The sequence below is a fragment of the Stenotrophomonas sp. AC248 genome, from assembly GCF_979258185.1.
Map to the genome: position 1 here is coordinate 2175291 of NZ_OZ409840.1, position 14863 is coordinate 2190153.

General features: G+C 67.1%; 11 protein-coding genes. 5 read left to right on the top strand and 6 right to left on the bottom strand.

Going from position 1 to position 14863, the window contains the following annotated elements; translation table 11 throughout:
* Positions 1 to 18: 18 nt before the first annotated feature.
* Positions 19 to 1863, bottom strand: a complete 1845-nt coding sequence (locus ACZ0AE_RS09930; RefSeq protein WP_463600963.1) for a 3-hydroxybutyrate oligomer hydrolase family protein — start codon at positions 1861 to 1863, stop codon at positions 19 to 21.
* Positions 1864 to 1951: 88 nt separating this feature from the next.
* Here ACZ0AE_RS09930 and ACZ0AE_RS09935 point away from each other — a divergent pair, with 88 nt between their 5' ends.
* Entirely contained in the window at positions 1952 to 2626 is a 675-nt protein-coding gene (locus tag ACZ0AE_RS09935; protein WP_038688314.1) for a response regulator transcription factor, read from the top strand.
* 7 nt (positions 2627 to 2633) lie between these two features.
* Here the strand turns inward: ACZ0AE_RS09935 and ACZ0AE_RS09940 are convergent, their stop codons facing one another.
* The 4 genes from ACZ0AE_RS09940 to ACZ0AE_RS09955 all read right to left on the bottom strand — a co-directional run bounded on the left by ACZ0AE_RS09940 (position 2634) and on the right by ACZ0AE_RS09955 (position 9601).
* The gene (locus tag ACZ0AE_RS09940) at positions 2634 to 5966 is read right to left on the bottom strand and encodes a hybrid sensor histidine kinase/response regulator (protein WP_463600964.1); all 3333 of its coding nucleotides are present in this window, start codon (positions 5964 to 5966) and stop codon (positions 2634 to 2636) included.
* Positions 5967 to 6030: 64 nt separating this feature from the next.
* Positions 6031 to 6516 carry a MaoC family dehydratase gene (locus tag ACZ0AE_RS09945; protein WP_463600965.1) on the bottom strand — a complete coding sequence of 162 codons (486 nt, stop codon included), beginning with the start codon at positions 6514 to 6516 and terminating at the stop codon, positions 6031 to 6033.
* Positions 6513 to 7391, bottom strand: a complete 879-nt coding sequence (locus ACZ0AE_RS09950; protein ID WP_463600966.1) for an alpha/beta fold hydrolase — start codon at positions 7389 to 7391, stop codon at positions 6513 to 6515. Before ACZ0AE_RS09950 ends, ACZ0AE_RS09945 begins: the two co-directional genes overlap by 4 nt.
* 11 nt (positions 7392 to 7402) lie before the next feature.
* Positions 7403 to 9601, bottom strand: coding sequence for a TonB-dependent receptor (locus ACZ0AE_RS09955; protein WP_244880218.1), 2199 nt, complete (start codon positions 9599 to 9601; stop codon positions 7403 to 7405).
* A 157-nt stretch (positions 9602 to 9758) separates the two neighbouring features.
* Here ACZ0AE_RS09955 and ACZ0AE_RS09960 point away from each other — a divergent pair, with 157 nt between their 5' ends.
* The 3 genes from ACZ0AE_RS09960 (at position 9759) to ACZ0AE_RS09970 (ending at position 13689) form a co-directional block, all read left to right on the top strand.
* Positions 9759 to 11165 carry a GntP family permease gene (locus tag ACZ0AE_RS09960; protein ID WP_463600967.1) on the top strand — a complete coding sequence of 469 codons (1407 nt, stop codon included), beginning with the start codon at positions 9759 to 9761 and terminating at the stop codon, positions 11163 to 11165.
* 87 nt (positions 11166 to 11252) lie between these two features.
* Positions 11253 to 12257, top strand: coding sequence for an extracellular catalytic domain type 1 short-chain-length polyhydroxyalkanoate depolymerase (locus ACZ0AE_RS09965; RefSeq protein ID WP_463600968.1), 1005 nt, complete (start codon positions 11253 to 11255; stop codon positions 12255 to 12257).
* Positions 12258 to 12564: 307 nt separating this feature from the next.
* The gene (locus ACZ0AE_RS09970; RefSeq protein ID WP_463600969.1) at positions 12565 to 13689 is read left to right on the top strand and encodes a serine hydrolase domain-containing protein; all 1125 of its coding nucleotides are present in this window, start codon (positions 12565 to 12567) and stop codon (positions 13687 to 13689) included.
* A gap of 30 nt (positions 13690 to 13719) precedes the next feature.
* Here the strand turns inward: ACZ0AE_RS09970 and ACZ0AE_RS09975 are convergent, their stop codons facing one another.
* Positions 13720 to 13998, bottom strand: a complete 279-nt coding sequence (locus ACZ0AE_RS09975; RefSeq protein ID WP_038688301.1) for a hypothetical protein — start codon at positions 13996 to 13998, stop codon at positions 13720 to 13722.
* Between the two features lie 477 nt (positions 13999 to 14475).
* Between ACZ0AE_RS09975 and ACZ0AE_RS09980 the strand changes: the two genes are divergently transcribed.
* Complete coding sequence (locus ACZ0AE_RS09980; RefSeq protein ID WP_463600970.1) at positions 14476 to 14823, top strand: RcnB family protein; 348 nt, start codon at positions 14476 to 14478, stop codon at positions 14821 to 14823.
* Positions 14824 to 14863 lie beyond the last annotated feature (40 nt).

A 14863-nucleotide genomic window follows, 5' to 3' on the forward strand; every position in this document is an offset into this window, starting at 1 on the left:
TTCCTGGTGGGGCGCGTGTCAGCGGCCGGGCGCGGCGGGAATGGACAGCTGCTCACGCCGCAACGGTGCTTCCGCGCGGGGCGTGGGCTGGATGCGGGCGTCCTGCGGCAGGGCGCGGGCAGAGTCCTCAAGGTGATCCCACACCTGGTCCATCGCCGCGAACATATAGGGCAGCAGCGGCACATAGCGCTTGCGGTAGTCGGGGAAGGCCAGCACCGCGTCGAAGTGCTGTGCGTTGTCCACGCGCCAGTACGCAATCTGCGCCCCCGCCTTGCGTGCGAGGGGCACGTAGCGATCGCTGGTCATGCTGATCGGCACCAGCCCGTCGTCCATGCCGTGAATGACCACGATCGGCAGGCCGCGACGCGGCGCCTTGGCGGTAGCCTCGGCGATACCGGTGCGTACCCGTCGGGCATCGGCGCTGTCGCCTCGGCCAAGCGCGCGCAGGCAGTTCATGCCCTGCAGCGGGTCCTCTGGCGAGCGTGCCGCATTGCCATCCACCAGCACCACGCCGCTGCCCGGCGGGATGCCGCTGCCTTCACTCCACCAGCTGGCACGCAGCGCCGCTGCGGCCGGGCCGGGTGTGCCGTCAGCGGCCGCGGCTGAGAAGCGGTACGCACAGGGATGCTCGTCCGCCCCGTAGCGCCCATAGGCCGACGCATAGGTCACCGCGATGGCACGCCACAGATCGAACCCGGTCGAGAACGCCCCCGCACGAAGCGCGCCGTCGCTCAGGCCGGCGTCGACCAGCTGCTGCCGCGCGGAGCGTGCCTGTGTTGCGGTGTCATCGCCTTGCACCTGCCCGGCGGTTTTCAGCAGGGCGCACCGCTGGCTCCCGGCCGCCGCGGCCTGTGCCTGCAGCGGCGGTTGTGGCAGATCCTCCAGCGCCAGCAGCGCGCAGGGCATCAGCAACGCGGCCTGGGTGACGAAGTCGTACAGCGGCGGTGCGCCGGCCACTGAGACATTGGGTTCGCCGGCCACCATCGCATCGAACCAGTCGCCGTCGATCTCCGCGGCACGCAGCACTGCGCCTCCGCCGTTGGAGACACCCACACCCAGCGTGCGCGTAGTGGACGGTGTGAACGGGGCGGATTCGGGGTAGGCGCGGTCCAGTGCCTGCAGGCCGAACTGCAGCGCCTGCAGCAGATGTTGGCCCCAGTCTGCTTCCGGGTTGTCGCCCGAATGGGCGTGCTTGAAGGCGATGCCGTGCGCGGCGGTTGGCGTGACGGGCGCGAATGCCAGCGGGCCCTGCGAGGCGGGCGTGCCGTCAGCCTGGAAGCCAACCTTGGCGTCCAGGTCGTAGTAGTCGCTGCCGGTCCCCTTGTCGGTGTACGCCACGGCACAGCCGTGGGTCAGCCCCCAGCTGCCGGCCACGGCGATGGCGCCATAGATGCCGCGCGAGCCGGACGAGGCGGCGACCACCAGGCAGCGTCGCGCGGCATCGAAGGTGTCGGGCACCTGCACCAGTACGCGGTGCGGGTGGCGCGCGCCGGGGACGCGTGCATAGGCGGAGAATTCGCGGCCGGGTACCGCCTGCAGGCGGCCGTAGACATCGCCGAAACCGCCACCGGGGGTCAGGTCGGCGATGCCGCGCCAGCTGCTCCAGATGGCGCGGCGCCGGGCCTCGTCGGCTGTTGGCTGGGCCGGGTTGGCGAACGCCGGCGCGGTGGTCGAGCGCAGGGCGTCCAGTCCCAGCCCGGCGGTCAGCAGTTCATCGCGGCCGCGGTGCGGGGTTTCCCGCCACTGCTCGAACACGGGGGCTGCAGCAGTGGAGCGGGGCGCGGCGGCATCGGCGACGGAGATGCCGCCCGGCAACAGGGCCAGCGCGGCGCACAACGGAGCAAGGGAGCGATGAGTGTTCATTGCGCCACCCTAGCAAGCCCGGCAGCCCGCGCCAGCGTACCTAGGTACCCGTGCCGAGCGGTGGGCGATTTGCTAACCTCGGCTGGACATGCCGACCCTGCTCATCGCCGACGATCACCCCTTGTTCCGCGCGGCGCTGCATCGCGCGGCCGAAGAGGCCGTTGCCGATCTGCAGATCAGCGAGGCCGATTCGCTGCACAGCGTGCTTGAAGCGATCGAGAGCCAGCAGATCGACCTGATGCTGCTGGACCTGCATATGCCCGGCAATCACGGGCTTGCCGGGCTGGCGACCATCCGCGCGTTGCAGCCCGGGCTGGCGATCATCATCGTGTCGGCCAACGAAGAGCCGCACGTGATCCGCCGTGCCATCGACCTGGGTGCTGCCGGCTATCTCCCCAAGAGTTCGGGGCTGACCGACCTGCAGTCGGCGCTGCTGAGCGTGCTGGAGGGCGAACGCTGGATTCCGGCGCTGCTGCGCGAGCCGGTGGCGCGGGTGGCGCCTTTCAGCAAGGACGCCGACCTTGCCGCACGCCTGTCCAGCTTGTCGGCGCATCAGTACCGCGTACTGAGCCTGGTGGCCGAAGGGCTGCTCAACAAGCAGATCGCCGACCGCCTGGGTGTGCAGCTGCGCACGGTCAAAGCGCACATGACCCGCATCATGGGCCGACTGGGCGTACGCAATCGCGCGCAGGCCATCCGCGTGCTGCACGAGATGGGGTTGACCGATCCCGCACGGCAGATCGAAGAAGCGCAGGACGCCTGATCCTGCGTCAGGCGGTGGCCGGGCGCGGGGTGGCCAGCAGGTGATTGATCGCCCAGCGCAGCGCCAACGGCTTGAACGGCTTGTTCAACAGGGATAGCCCCACCTCGCGCACCGCTTCACGGGTGTCGCTGCCGGTATCGGCACTGAGAATCACCGTTGGCCGCGCCCCATGCACGGCGGCAAGGCGCGTCCACAGCGCAACCCCGGTATCGCCTTGGTCAAGGTGGTAGTCGAAGAGCCACAGCGCGGCCTCGTGCGCGGCTGCACCCACGTCACGGGCATCCCGCACCGCGACGACCTCGCAGCCCCACGCAAGCAGCATCTGCCGCATGGCCTCCAGTGCGTCCGGATCGTTGTCGACCACCAGCACGCGGATGCCCTTTATGGTGCTGTTGCCGGCCGTGGCTTCAATCCGCGGCGCCGCGGGCGCAGTGGCTTGTGCCACGGTGATGGAGAAGGCCGAGCCGCGATCGAGCACGCTGTGCAGTTCCAGCGGTGCGTGCAGCAGGTCGGCAATGCGGTGGGCGATGGTCAGGCCAAGGCCCAGGCCCTGGCCATTGCTGCGGTCGCCGCGATGGAACTCCTCGAACACCACCGCCTGCTGTTCCGCGGCGATGCCGGGACCACTGTCATGCACTCCGATCGACAGCGTGTCGCCCCGGCGACGCACGCCCAGCAGCACGCCGCCGTTACGCGTATAGCGGATGGCATTGGCCAGGAAGTTCTGCAGCACGCGGCGCAGCAGCAGCGGGTCGCTGTGCACCCAGGCGCGGGTGCGGACATGGCGGAACTGCAGGCCGCGCGCCGCGGCCAGCACGGCGAACTCCTGCGCCAGCGGATCCAGCACGGTGGACAGCGCGAACGGGCGCGGATCGGCCACCAGTCCACCGGCCTCCAGCCGCGAAATATCGAGCAGGCCCGACAGCAGGTCGTCGGTGGAATCCAGGGCGCCGCGGATCTGGCGCAGGAAGCTGTCCAGGAACTCGGATTCAATGTGCTGCGACATGGCGTCGGTGAGCAGCTGCGCCGCGTGCAGGGGCTGGATCAGGTCGTGGCCGACGGCGGTGAGGAAGCGGGTCTTGGCCACGTTGGCCCGCTCGGCCTCGTGCACGGCCTGCTCCAGCCTTGCGGTGCGGTCCTGCACGCGGCGTTCCAGGGTTTCGTTACTGCGCTTGAGTGCATCCTCGGCGCGGCGGAAGGCGGTGACGTCGGTGAAGGTGGCCACGTAGCCGCCCCCCGGCATCGGGTTGCCGCGGATTTCCACGATGGTGTTGTCCGGGAATATCCGCTCGGACAGGTGCGGGGTAGCGCGGCGCATGTGCGCAACACGGCGCTGCAACGCCTTGTCGCGGGTGTCACCGGGGCTGTCGCCGATTTTCAGCTGTCCCAACGCCCACGCCGTGAGGTTGACCACCGGCTGCCCCACCTGCAGCAGTTCCGGGGGGAACTTGAACAGCGCGGCATAGCGGCTGTTCCAGGCTACCAGCTGCAGCTGGGCATCCACCACGCTGATGCCCTGGCTCATATTCTCCAAGGCCGCTTCCAGCAGGCGCTGGTTGAAGCGCAGTACCTGCGTGGCCTCACCGACGGCGCGGGTGACCGCGTCCAGCGGCGCGGCGCCGCCATCGCGTGCGGCCTCCACCAGCAGCCGCGCCATGCCGGCGCCCACCACGGCGGTCAGCTCACGCTCGATGGCGGTGACCCGGTCGTCATCCAGCATCTGCCCGGCGTGGCCGTCCATCAGCTGCCGTGCCCGTTCCGGGCCGAGGAAGCGACCGGCGGTCTTGCGCATCGACGCGGCGGCCACCGCGTCCCGTTGCCGTGGCAGCGAGGGACGCACGGCGCGCGACACCAGCACAACCGTGGCCAGGTTGACCGCCAGGCTGGCACCCATGCTGATCGCGATATGGCCCGGCTGCATGCGCAGCGAGAACATCGCCAGCCAGTGCAGCCCCTCGGGGCTGGCAGACGGCGGCGCGGCCGGGATCACCATCGGCAGCAACACCAGCCACAGCCAGACCAGTGAGCCCAGCACGATGCCGGCAATGATGGCCGGGGAGGGCGTGCGCGGGCGATACACCGCCAACAGGACGGCCGGTGCCAGTTGCGAGAGCGCGGTGAACGACATCAGGCCGAAATCGCTCAGCGCTTCGGTGCCGCTCATCGCGCGGCTGTACAGCCATGACATCAGGAACACGGCAACGATACCGGCGCGCCGGAACGCCAGCACACGCGGACGCAGGTCGGCGCCGGTGTTGAAGGCCGTGACGCCGCTCAGCAGGCGCGACCCCACGCCGTGGTTGCCGAGCATGATCGACAGGGTCAGCCCGGACAGGATCATCATGCCGGTGGCCGCGCTCAGGCTGCCCAGGTACGCCAGCAGCGCCAGTACGTGGTGGCCGCGTGCCTGCGGCAGGGCCAGCACGTACAGGTCGGGCGACATCGACGCCGGCAGCTGCGCGGCACCGGACAGCGCCATCGGCACCGACGGCAGGCCGATCAGCAGCAGATACAGCGGGAACAGCCAGCGCGCCGTTTTCAGGTCCGAGGACTGGCGCAGTTCAACCACGCCCACATGGAACTGATGGGGCAGGGTGAACGCGGCCATCGCACCGAGCGCGACCATGGTCAGGAAATCCGGGATGACGGCCGGCGGCGGCAGATGTGCCATCTTCTCCAGCAGGGGCGTGCCGGCCTGGTGCACCGACAGCCCGGCATACAGGCCGATGGCCAGCAGGGCCGTCAGCTTCAACAGCGATTCCAGGCCCAGCGCGACCACGATGCCGCGGTTGTGCTCGGTGGCCGATGCCTTGCGTGCACCAAACAGCAGGGTAAACGCAGCCATGGTCAGCGCGAACCAGAACGAGATGTCCAGCTGCCACCCAACCGGCGCGAACTGATCGCCCAGCAACGCGCCGAGGCCCTGGCTGACCGCTTTGAGCTGCAGCGCGATGTAGGGAATGATGCCGAACAAGGCGACCAGGGTGATGGTGACGCCCAGGCCTTGATCGGTACGCAGCCGCGCGACCACCAGGTCGGCGATGGTGGCGCTGTTGTGCTGTTTGGCCAGGCGCCCGAGGCGCGCCAGGAACGGCAGGCCGAAGGCGAAAATCAGCGCCATGCCGATCAGTGTCGGTGGGATCGGGAAGCCCCATTGCACGCCCTGCGAGGCGGCGCCGTAGTACGTCCATGCGGTGCAGTGCACGCCGAGCGACAGCGCGTAGATGGCCGGCCAGAGCCTGGACAGGCGGTGCCCCTGACGCTCCCCCCACAGGGCAACGCCAAACAGCAGCACGGTCCATGCGATGCAGGCGAACAGGACGATGGTGGGCGTCAACATCGCTCCAGTGTAGAGAGAACCGCAGCCGCCGGGCAGTAGGCCGGCACGGTGCGGTAGGGCAGTGCTAGGCGGTGAGCACGATCAGCGACAGCTGCTCGGCCACCAGCGCCACTTCGCCACCGGGGACAACCTCCACGGCCTTGTGCTGGGTCAGCAGCCATTGCCCCGGGTTGCGTGCTTCCAGTGCCAGCAGGCGCGAGCGCACCCGGACCTCGGAGCCGCTTGGCACCGGCGCCAGAAAGCGGACCTTGTTCAAACCGTAGTTGAGTACGTGGGCGATGCCGGGGAAGCCGGTCAGCGCCGCCACATCGTCTTCGACGGTGAGGGAGAGCAGGAGAAATCCATGGGCGATGGTCTGCCCGCCGGGCAACCCCGCCTGTGCGCGGGTCGGGTCGACGTGAATCCAGTTGTGGTCACCGGTGGCGTCGGCGAACGCGTCGATCCGTGATTGCGTGAGGCGCGTGCTGCCACCCAAACGCTCGGTTGCGGCCCATTTCCCCAGCGGCTGCAGCGTGGCCGGCAGTTCATCAATCCAGGATGCGGCGCTCATCGCACGCGTTCCAGCAAGGCCAGGATCGCCTCACGCGCTTCGGGCTCGGACAAGGTCGGCGCATGCCCCACCTCCGGCACCTCGACCAGACGGGCGGTGGGGGAGGTCGCGGCCATCCTGCGTGCGACATCGGCCGGCAGGATGTCCGACAACGCCCCGCGCACCACCAGCACGGGCACGCGCGCCGTCAGCCCACGCACCGCGCGCCACAGCACCGGGCGCAGCAGCCACAGCACCCACGGCCGCGTGGTGCGGATCACCGCCGGGTCGTAGTCCAGTTCCAGCAGCCCATCGTCGCGCTGGCGGAAGGTGTTGGCGGCCATCACGCGCCAGTCCTCGGCAGTGAAGCGCGGGAACGAAGCCTTGCCGATGGATTCCACATAGGCCGTGGCCTGCGCCAGGTCCATGGGGGGTACGGGCTTGCCGGCGTATTTGCCGATCCGCGCCAGGGCTTCGCGCGGCACCTTGGGGCCGGCATCGTTGAGCACCGCGGCGGCAATGCGCTCGGGCGCGCGGGAGGCGAGGGTAATGGTCACCAGCACGCCCAGCGACGTGCCGATGAACACCGCCTTGTCGATGTTCTGCGACTGCAGCAGCGCCACCATGTCGTCGGCATACGCGCGCGGGTTGTAGCCGGCCGGGTCCGGCGCCCGCGCCGAGCGTGCCCGCCCGCGCAGGTCAACGGCAAGTACGCGCCAGCCGGCGGCGGTCAGCGTGTGTGCAAGGGCATCGAAGTCGGCCGCATTGCGGGTCAACCCCGGAATGCAGACCACCGTGCCGCGAGGCGGTTGCCCCGCGGCCGGTGCATGGTCGCGCGCATGCAGGCGCAACCCGTCGTTGCTGTTCCAGTACAGATCATCGTAAGACGGCGTCATGCACACGCTTCCTAGAAATCGTAACGAACGCTGAGGCTATATTGGCGCGGCGGGCCATAGAAGCCTATCAGCGTGCCGACTGCCGGAATGTTGTAACCGGTGGTGCGGTATTCCTTGTCGGCCAGGTTGGTGCCCTGCAGCGAGAAGGTCCAGGCATCGTCCAGCTTCCAGATCACACCGGCATTGACCAGCCCGTAGCCGTCCTGGCGGATCACCGGGCTCAGGTCGGTGGTCGGCCACACTTCGCTCTGGTAGCTGTAGCTCACCCGTGCCGAGAGGTTGCCGCCGCTGGCCAGATCGGTGCGGTACTCCACGTTCAACGCGCCGGAGAAATCCGGTGCGTTGGTGAACTTCATCTGGTCGGCCACGTTGACGCCACGGTCCATGTATTCATCGTACTTGGCGTCCAGCCAGGCCAGGTTACCGGAGATCAGCCAATGCTGGCTGGGCAGGTACTGGTACTCGATTTCCAGCCCGTTGATGGTGCCAGCGCCGGCATTGGTGAAGTCGCCGAAGAAGGCATCATTGGTGCCGTCGCCATTGGTATCAATGCCGGTGAACACCGACAGCTGGATATCCTTGTACTTGTTGTGGAAGGCCGACAGGTTCAGGAATACGCGCTGGTCGAGGAAAGCCATCTTGCTGCCGATCTCAATGCTGTCGACGGTCTCGTCGTCGAACGGCTCGGCCGAGCGCGGCACGGCCACGGCGTTGGCGCGGATGTTGTAGCCGCCCGACTTGAAGCCGCGCGTCGCCAATCCGTAGACCATGATGTCCGGGGTGATCTGGTAGTCCAGCGACACCTTCGGCGAGACGTTCGTGAAGTTGGTCTTCTTGTCGAAATCCGCCGCCACCGCAATCGGCCTGCTGAAGGTCGCATCGGCGTAGAAGCGGTTCAACACGATCGCGCGCTTGTCCTCGTCGGTGTAGCGGGCGCCGACGTCCAGCTTCAGCTTGCTGGTCAGGTCGAAGGTCCAATCGGCATACAGCGCGATGCTGTCGGTCAGCACCTTGCCGCGGGTATCGCCGAACTGAAGGTTGAAGAAGTTGTTGCGGATCTGGCCACCGGCTTCACCGCTGAACTGGTACAAGCCCACCACGCCGCGCACCTTGCCACCGGCATCATAGTTGAGCTGGACCTCGTTGCTGACCTGGTTGTCGGTGTAGGCCCCGCCCACATCGGCCAGCTTGACCGGCGTGCTGTCGAAGTCGATGTTGGCATCGCTGTCCGACTCGCGCTTGGCCACCACGTACTTCAGTGCGAGGTCGTCGTTGGGCCGCCAGTTCACCGTTGCCGACGCGCCCTTGGTCTCGACGCTGTTGAGGTTGCGCATGCCCGACCGGATGTCGTAGCGGTCATCCATCGGCGGGTAGGCCGGGGTGAACGGGTTGGGTGCCAGCATCTTCGACCCGCGCATGCCGGATTGGTCGTCGATCCAGTCCAGGGCGAACTGCACATCGAAATCGTCGCCCGCGTAAGCACCCACGTTGAGGCGGGCGGCGTTGATCTGCTTGTCACTGACCGGCTGGCCATTGAACGTGTTCTCGCCGAAGCCGTCGCGGTTCATGCTGGCCACCGCCACGCGCGCCCGCAGGCCGCTGTCGGCGCCGCCCACCGGACCACCGATGGCGGCCTTGGCGTCCAGCTGGCCGTAGTTGCCCACGGTGATCTGGGCGAAGCCTTCGTTCTGGGTGGGCAGGCCGCGCGAGATGTACTTGATCGCCCCGCCGATGGTGTTCTTGCCGTACAGCGTGCCCTGCGGACCGCGCAGCACCTCGATGCGCGATACGTCGAACACGTCCAGCAGCGCACCCTGTGGGCGCGCGATGTACACGTCGTCGAGGTAGATGCCCACGCCCGGGTCCGCGCCCCAGGTGGGATCGGACTGGCCAATGCCGCGGATGTAGGCGGTGACCGTACTGCTGGCACCGCGCGCGGCGTAGATGGTCAGGTTGGGCACCTGGCCATCCAGGTCGCTGATGTCCTGGACATTCATCTTGTCCAGCGCCTCGGAGGTAAAGGCGGTGACGGCCACCGGCACCTCCTGCAGGGTTTCCTCACGCTTGCGCGCGGTTACCGTGATGCTGTCCAGGTTGGTGGCCGAAGCGGTCTTGCCTGCCGCCGGTGCGGCGCGTGGCGCCTCCTGTGCCAGTACCGGCCCGGAGGCCAACAGCGCGCCGATCATCAGGCTCAAGCAATTCCGTTTCATGCGGTCCTCCCCCAAGGCATCTACGTTGCGGATGGCCCATTGCCACCCATGGAGCCTAGGCTAGCGGCGCCGCGGTGCACCGGCGAGTGGACCTAGGTCCAGTCGGCAGCGACCGCCAGATCCGGATACTGGGCGCGTCCTCACCTGGAAGCGCCGTATGTCGTTACTGATCGTACTTGCAGCGCTGGGGTTCCTGATCCTGGTGGCCTACCGCGGTTACAGCGTGATCCTGTTCGCGCCCATCGCCGCCCTTGGCGCCGTGCTGTTGACCGACCCCTCGCTGGTGGCCCCGATGTTCACCGGCTTGTTCATGGACAAGATGGTGGGCTTCCTGAAGCTCTACTTCCCGGTGTTCCTGCTGGGCGCCGTGTTCGGCAAGCTGATCGAACTGTCCGGCTTTTCCCGCTCCATCGTAGGCGCCGCGATCCGGCTGTTCGGCCCACAGCGGGCGATGCTGTCGATCGTGCTGGTGTCGGGCCTGCTGACCTATGGTGGCGTGTCGCTGTTCGTGGTGGTGTTTGCGGTCTATCCGTTCGCGGCCGAAATGTTCCGCCAGAGCAACATTCCCAAGCGCTTGATCCCGGCGACGCTGGGGGTGGGTGGTTTCAGCTTCACCATGGATGCGTTGCCCGGCACGCCGCAGATCCAGAACATCATTCCGACCACGTTCTTCGGTACCGATACCTGGGCGGCGCCCGTGCTGGGCACGCTGGGCAGCATCTTCGTGCTTGCGGTGGGGATGGCGTACCTGGAGTGGCGCCGGCGCGTCGCGCAGCGCAACGGCGAGGGCTACGGCGACCCGGCCACCCTGGTGAATGAGCCGACACCCTTCACCGGCACGCATCTGGCGCACGCGGGCATTGCCGTGCTGCCGCTGGTACTGGTGTTCGTCTCCAATAAGCTGTTTACCCTGGGCATGCCGCACTGGTACGGCGGCGGCGAGCACAGCTTCGTGCCCTCGATCATGGGCAACGCCGCGCCGGTCGTGCAGGACGTGGCGAAGATCGGGGCGATCTGGGCGGTGGTGGGGGCGCTGCTGGTGGGCATCCTGTCGGTGCTGGCGCTGGCCTGGCGCCCGGTGGTCACCCAGTTTGCCGAAGGCACCCGGGCGGCCATCAGCGGTGCGGTGCTGGCGGCCATGAACACCGCATCGGAATATGGCTTCGGTGCAGTGATCGCTGCATTGCCGGGTTTCATGGTGGTGGCCAACGCGCTGGGATCCATCAAGGATCCGTTGCTGCATGAGGCGGTCACGGTAACCGGCCTGGCCGGCGTCACCGGCTCGGCATCCGGTGGCATGAGCATCGCCCTGGCCGCGATGTCGGAGACCTTCATCGCCAACGCGCAGGCGGCCGGCATCCCGATGGAGGTACTGCATCGGGTCGCCTCGATGGCGTCCGGTGGCATGGACAGCCTGCCGCACAACGGGGCGGTCATCACCCTGCTGATGGTGACCGGGCTGACCCATCGCCAGGCCTACAAGGACATTTTCGCGGTGACCGTCATCAAGACCCTCGCGGTGTTCGTGGTGATCGGCATCTATTACGCCACCGGCTGGGTTTGACAGCGGCGTCGAAGCACCCTCTGGAAGGCTGGTCCACGAGGATTCCCGGAACCACTTCATCCACGACTCACGCATGAGGATCTGGCAATGAACTCTGGAATCAATTCGATCAAGGCGGCCGTACTGGTGCTGTGCACCTGGCTGGCAACGGCGGCAAGCGCCTTCGCGGCAGGGCCCGCCGGGCATTGGGATGTGGGCCTGTTCGGCAATATCTTCGGCGCCCGCGAGTACCAGGTGTGGGTGCCCGCGGGTTACGACGCCACGCAGCCGCTGCCTGTGCTGCTGGTGCTGCACGGCTGCGTGACCGGGCCGAACCTGATGGGCGAGGCCTCCGGCTTCAACGATGTGGCCGATACGGAAGGCTTCCTGGTGGTCTACCCCCGGCAGAACGTCACCGCCAACCCCGCACGCTGCTGGAACTGGCAGCTGCCGATCAACCAGGCGCGCGGCAGCGGCGAGGCGTCGATCCTGGCCGGGATCGTGGACCAGGTGAAGGGCAGCTACAGCGTCGATCCGCGCCGGGTCTACGTCACCGGCATTTCGGCCGGTGGTGCGATGACCTCGATCATGCTGGCCTGCTATTCGGATGTATTCGCCGCCGGTGCGATCCATTCCGGCGGCATGTACAAGGGGGCCACCACCGTGCCCGGCAGCGCCTACGCGCTCTTGGCGGGCAGCATCTATTCGCCGGACAGCAACGGCCGGCTGGCCTGGCAGTGCTCGGGCTCGCCGACGCCGCGACCGATCCCGGTGCTGGTGTTCCATGGCACCGCCGACAGCACGGTGAACCCGGTGAACGGCCAGCAGGCCGTGCGCCAGTTCCTGCAGACCAATGACCTGGCCGACGATGGCCTGGACAACGACTCGGTGAAGTACGTGCCGACCAGTACCTACAACGGGCAGGTGCCGGGTGGGCGCGCATATCGGGTTGACACCTATAGCTACGGCGGCAGGACGCTGGCCCAGCATTACGTGGTGCAGGGGATGGGGCATGCGTGGAGTGGCAGCCAGACGGGATTGCCGTTCACCGATCCCGACGGGCCCGATGCCACGTTGATTACGTGGGTGTTCCTGAAGGATCAGCTGCGCTGAGCCGATGGAATGAAAGGCCGGGGACACGGTAGAGCGGACCGTTGGTCCGCTCCCACCGGGGGCAGGACGAACCATGGTAGAGCGGACCGTTGGTCCGCTGCGGCCAGGGCTGGACGATCCATCGTAGAGCGGACCGTTGGTCCGCTACCGCCCGCGGAATGGCCGATAGCCGCCCAACCTCCCGCGACAGGCGTGCGCGCCGTGTATCCGCTATCGTAGGGGCCCTTTCCGCCTCCCCACCAAGCGCCGACGCATGCGAGCTACTTCGATGGTTGTTCGACACAGGCACTGGTTGAGTTGCCTCGTAGTGGTCGCTGCGCTTCTGGCCGCCGGATGCGCCGGCGAAAAAGCCCCGGCGACGGATCTGGCCACGGACATCGATGAGGTCGCCGCAACCCTCATCGAGCAACCCTTGCTGCACTCGACCTCGATCGGCGTGGTGTACCGGGGCCAGGCGTTCATCCGGCACCGCGGCGACATGGAAGCGGGGAAGCCAGGCCCTCCGACCGACGCGACCCTCTACGAAATCGGCTCGTTGAGCAAGACCCTGGCCGGCACCCTGATGGCCAACGCCGTCCTGGAGCACAAGGTGGGTCTGGACGACGACATCCGGAAGTACCTCCAAGGGGACTACCCGAACCTGCAGTACAAGGGCGAGCCCCTGCGCGTTCGCAACCTGCTCTCACATACCAGTGGTCTGCCGAATATGTTGCCGGCGCGTGCGAATACGGTACTGTCCGACTTCACCGATCACCGTACGCCCGGCCAACTCAATGCCGTGTACGCGCGCTACGGCCAGGCGGATTTCTTCAGGGATCTGCACACGGTCGAGATCGGCGGCATGCCCGGAAAGGAATACGCCTATTCAAGTGCGGGAACGGAGCTGGTGGCGCACATCCTGGAAGTGGTCTACAAGCGCGACTACGAAACGCTGTTGCGCGACTTCCTGGGGGACTCTGCAGGCATGACCGGCGTCAGGCTCCGGCTGAGCGATGCCGAGGCACCCCGTCTTGCGATTGGGTACCACAGTGACAACCCGATACCGACGACGCCGATGCCGCAGTTGCCCTGGGGCGCTTCCGGAAACGTGAAGGCGACCGTTCCCGAGATGGTGAAGTACCTCAAGTTCCAGCTGGCCGCTGGGCCGGTCGTGGCGGAATCGCATCGCGCCCTGGTCAGATTCGATCCCGAGTTCAGCGTCGGCTACTTCTGGAACATCGTCAGCGGTGACGCCGTGAAGGGTGTCTACTACGCGCACCATGGGGGCGTGCCACGGTCGCAGTGCTACATCTACATCGTGCCCAAGTACGACCTCGGCATATTCGTGATCACCAACCAGAGCGGCGACGATACGGCGCACGCCATGGAGGCGGCGATCGACACGCTGATCAAGAGAATCGCCGCGCGCGAGAACGCTGCTGGTTCGGCCTGAAGCACCGGGCCGAGCCCTGGCCGGCTGACCTCAGCCCGGTAGCTCGCACTTCATTTTGCCGTCCACGTAATAGGGCTTGGGCACATTCGGGTTGTCGCTGGTCTTTTCGAAGACCACTTCGAACGAATCGGCGTCGGGCGAGCCCTTGCGTTCGGTGCAGGCCTCCTGCAGCTTCTTCTTTACCGCCGTGATGCCGGCATCGCGGTTGGCGCCGTCTGCGCTGTTGGTCAGGTTGACTGTTTCAGCGGATGCCACGGCGCTGAAACCCATCAGGCAGCCGGCAATCATCAGCGTGTGCAGTTTGGTCATGGCGCTTTACCTTGTGGACGCGAAGGGGTTCCAGCATAGGGCGACGCGGTGAAGGTGCCGTGGTCAGAAGGCCGACAGACCAGAGGGACGGCCGCCGCGCACCTCCGCAGACGCGCGCCACTTCCGGCAGTGGGTTATCGATCTACAATGAACAGCGCCGGACTCCAGCGCTCACAGAAAAGTAGCCCCCACGCATGGCCCCCTCGATGAAAAAACTGGCGTTTGTCGCATTCGCTGTCTCCATCTGCATCCCCCTCGCCGGATGCATTGCCCCCTTCCGAGTGAAGGCGCGCGCCTACGCAACGGCCGACACGGCCTCGCCAGCGAAGCCGGATTCCCCGTCGCCGTCAGCGCCCCCGAAGTGATGGGTGGCGGAGCGCCCAACTGGCACCGGCCGGGCGCATCGATTCGTTCACAGGCCCTGCTCTATATTCCGGACATGACGCCGCGCACTGCGGCTGGACCAGGAGGCTCTCCATGAAAGCCGGTCGTTTGGTTGGCATCGCCTTGGGCGTGGTAGTGGCGATGGTTGCGGCCCCGGTCTGGGCCGATCCTCCGCATCATGCACGGGGCAACGGCCCGCCGCCCCATGCAGGCGGCCCCCACAATCGTGACGCACCACCGCCGGGTTGGCAGAAGAAGGCTTGGCATCGTGGTGACCGCTTGCCTTGGGCGGAGGTTGATCGCCGCTACTGGGTGGACGACTACGCGCAGTACCGACTGCGGGATCCCGGTCGCGGGCAGCGGTGGGTTCGGCAGTCGGATACGGACTACCTGCTGGTAGAGATCGCGACAGGCGTGATCATCGACGCCCTGCGCCGCTAGCGGTCCTTGCACAGAACCGCAGGGATTCGGGCTGTAGGTT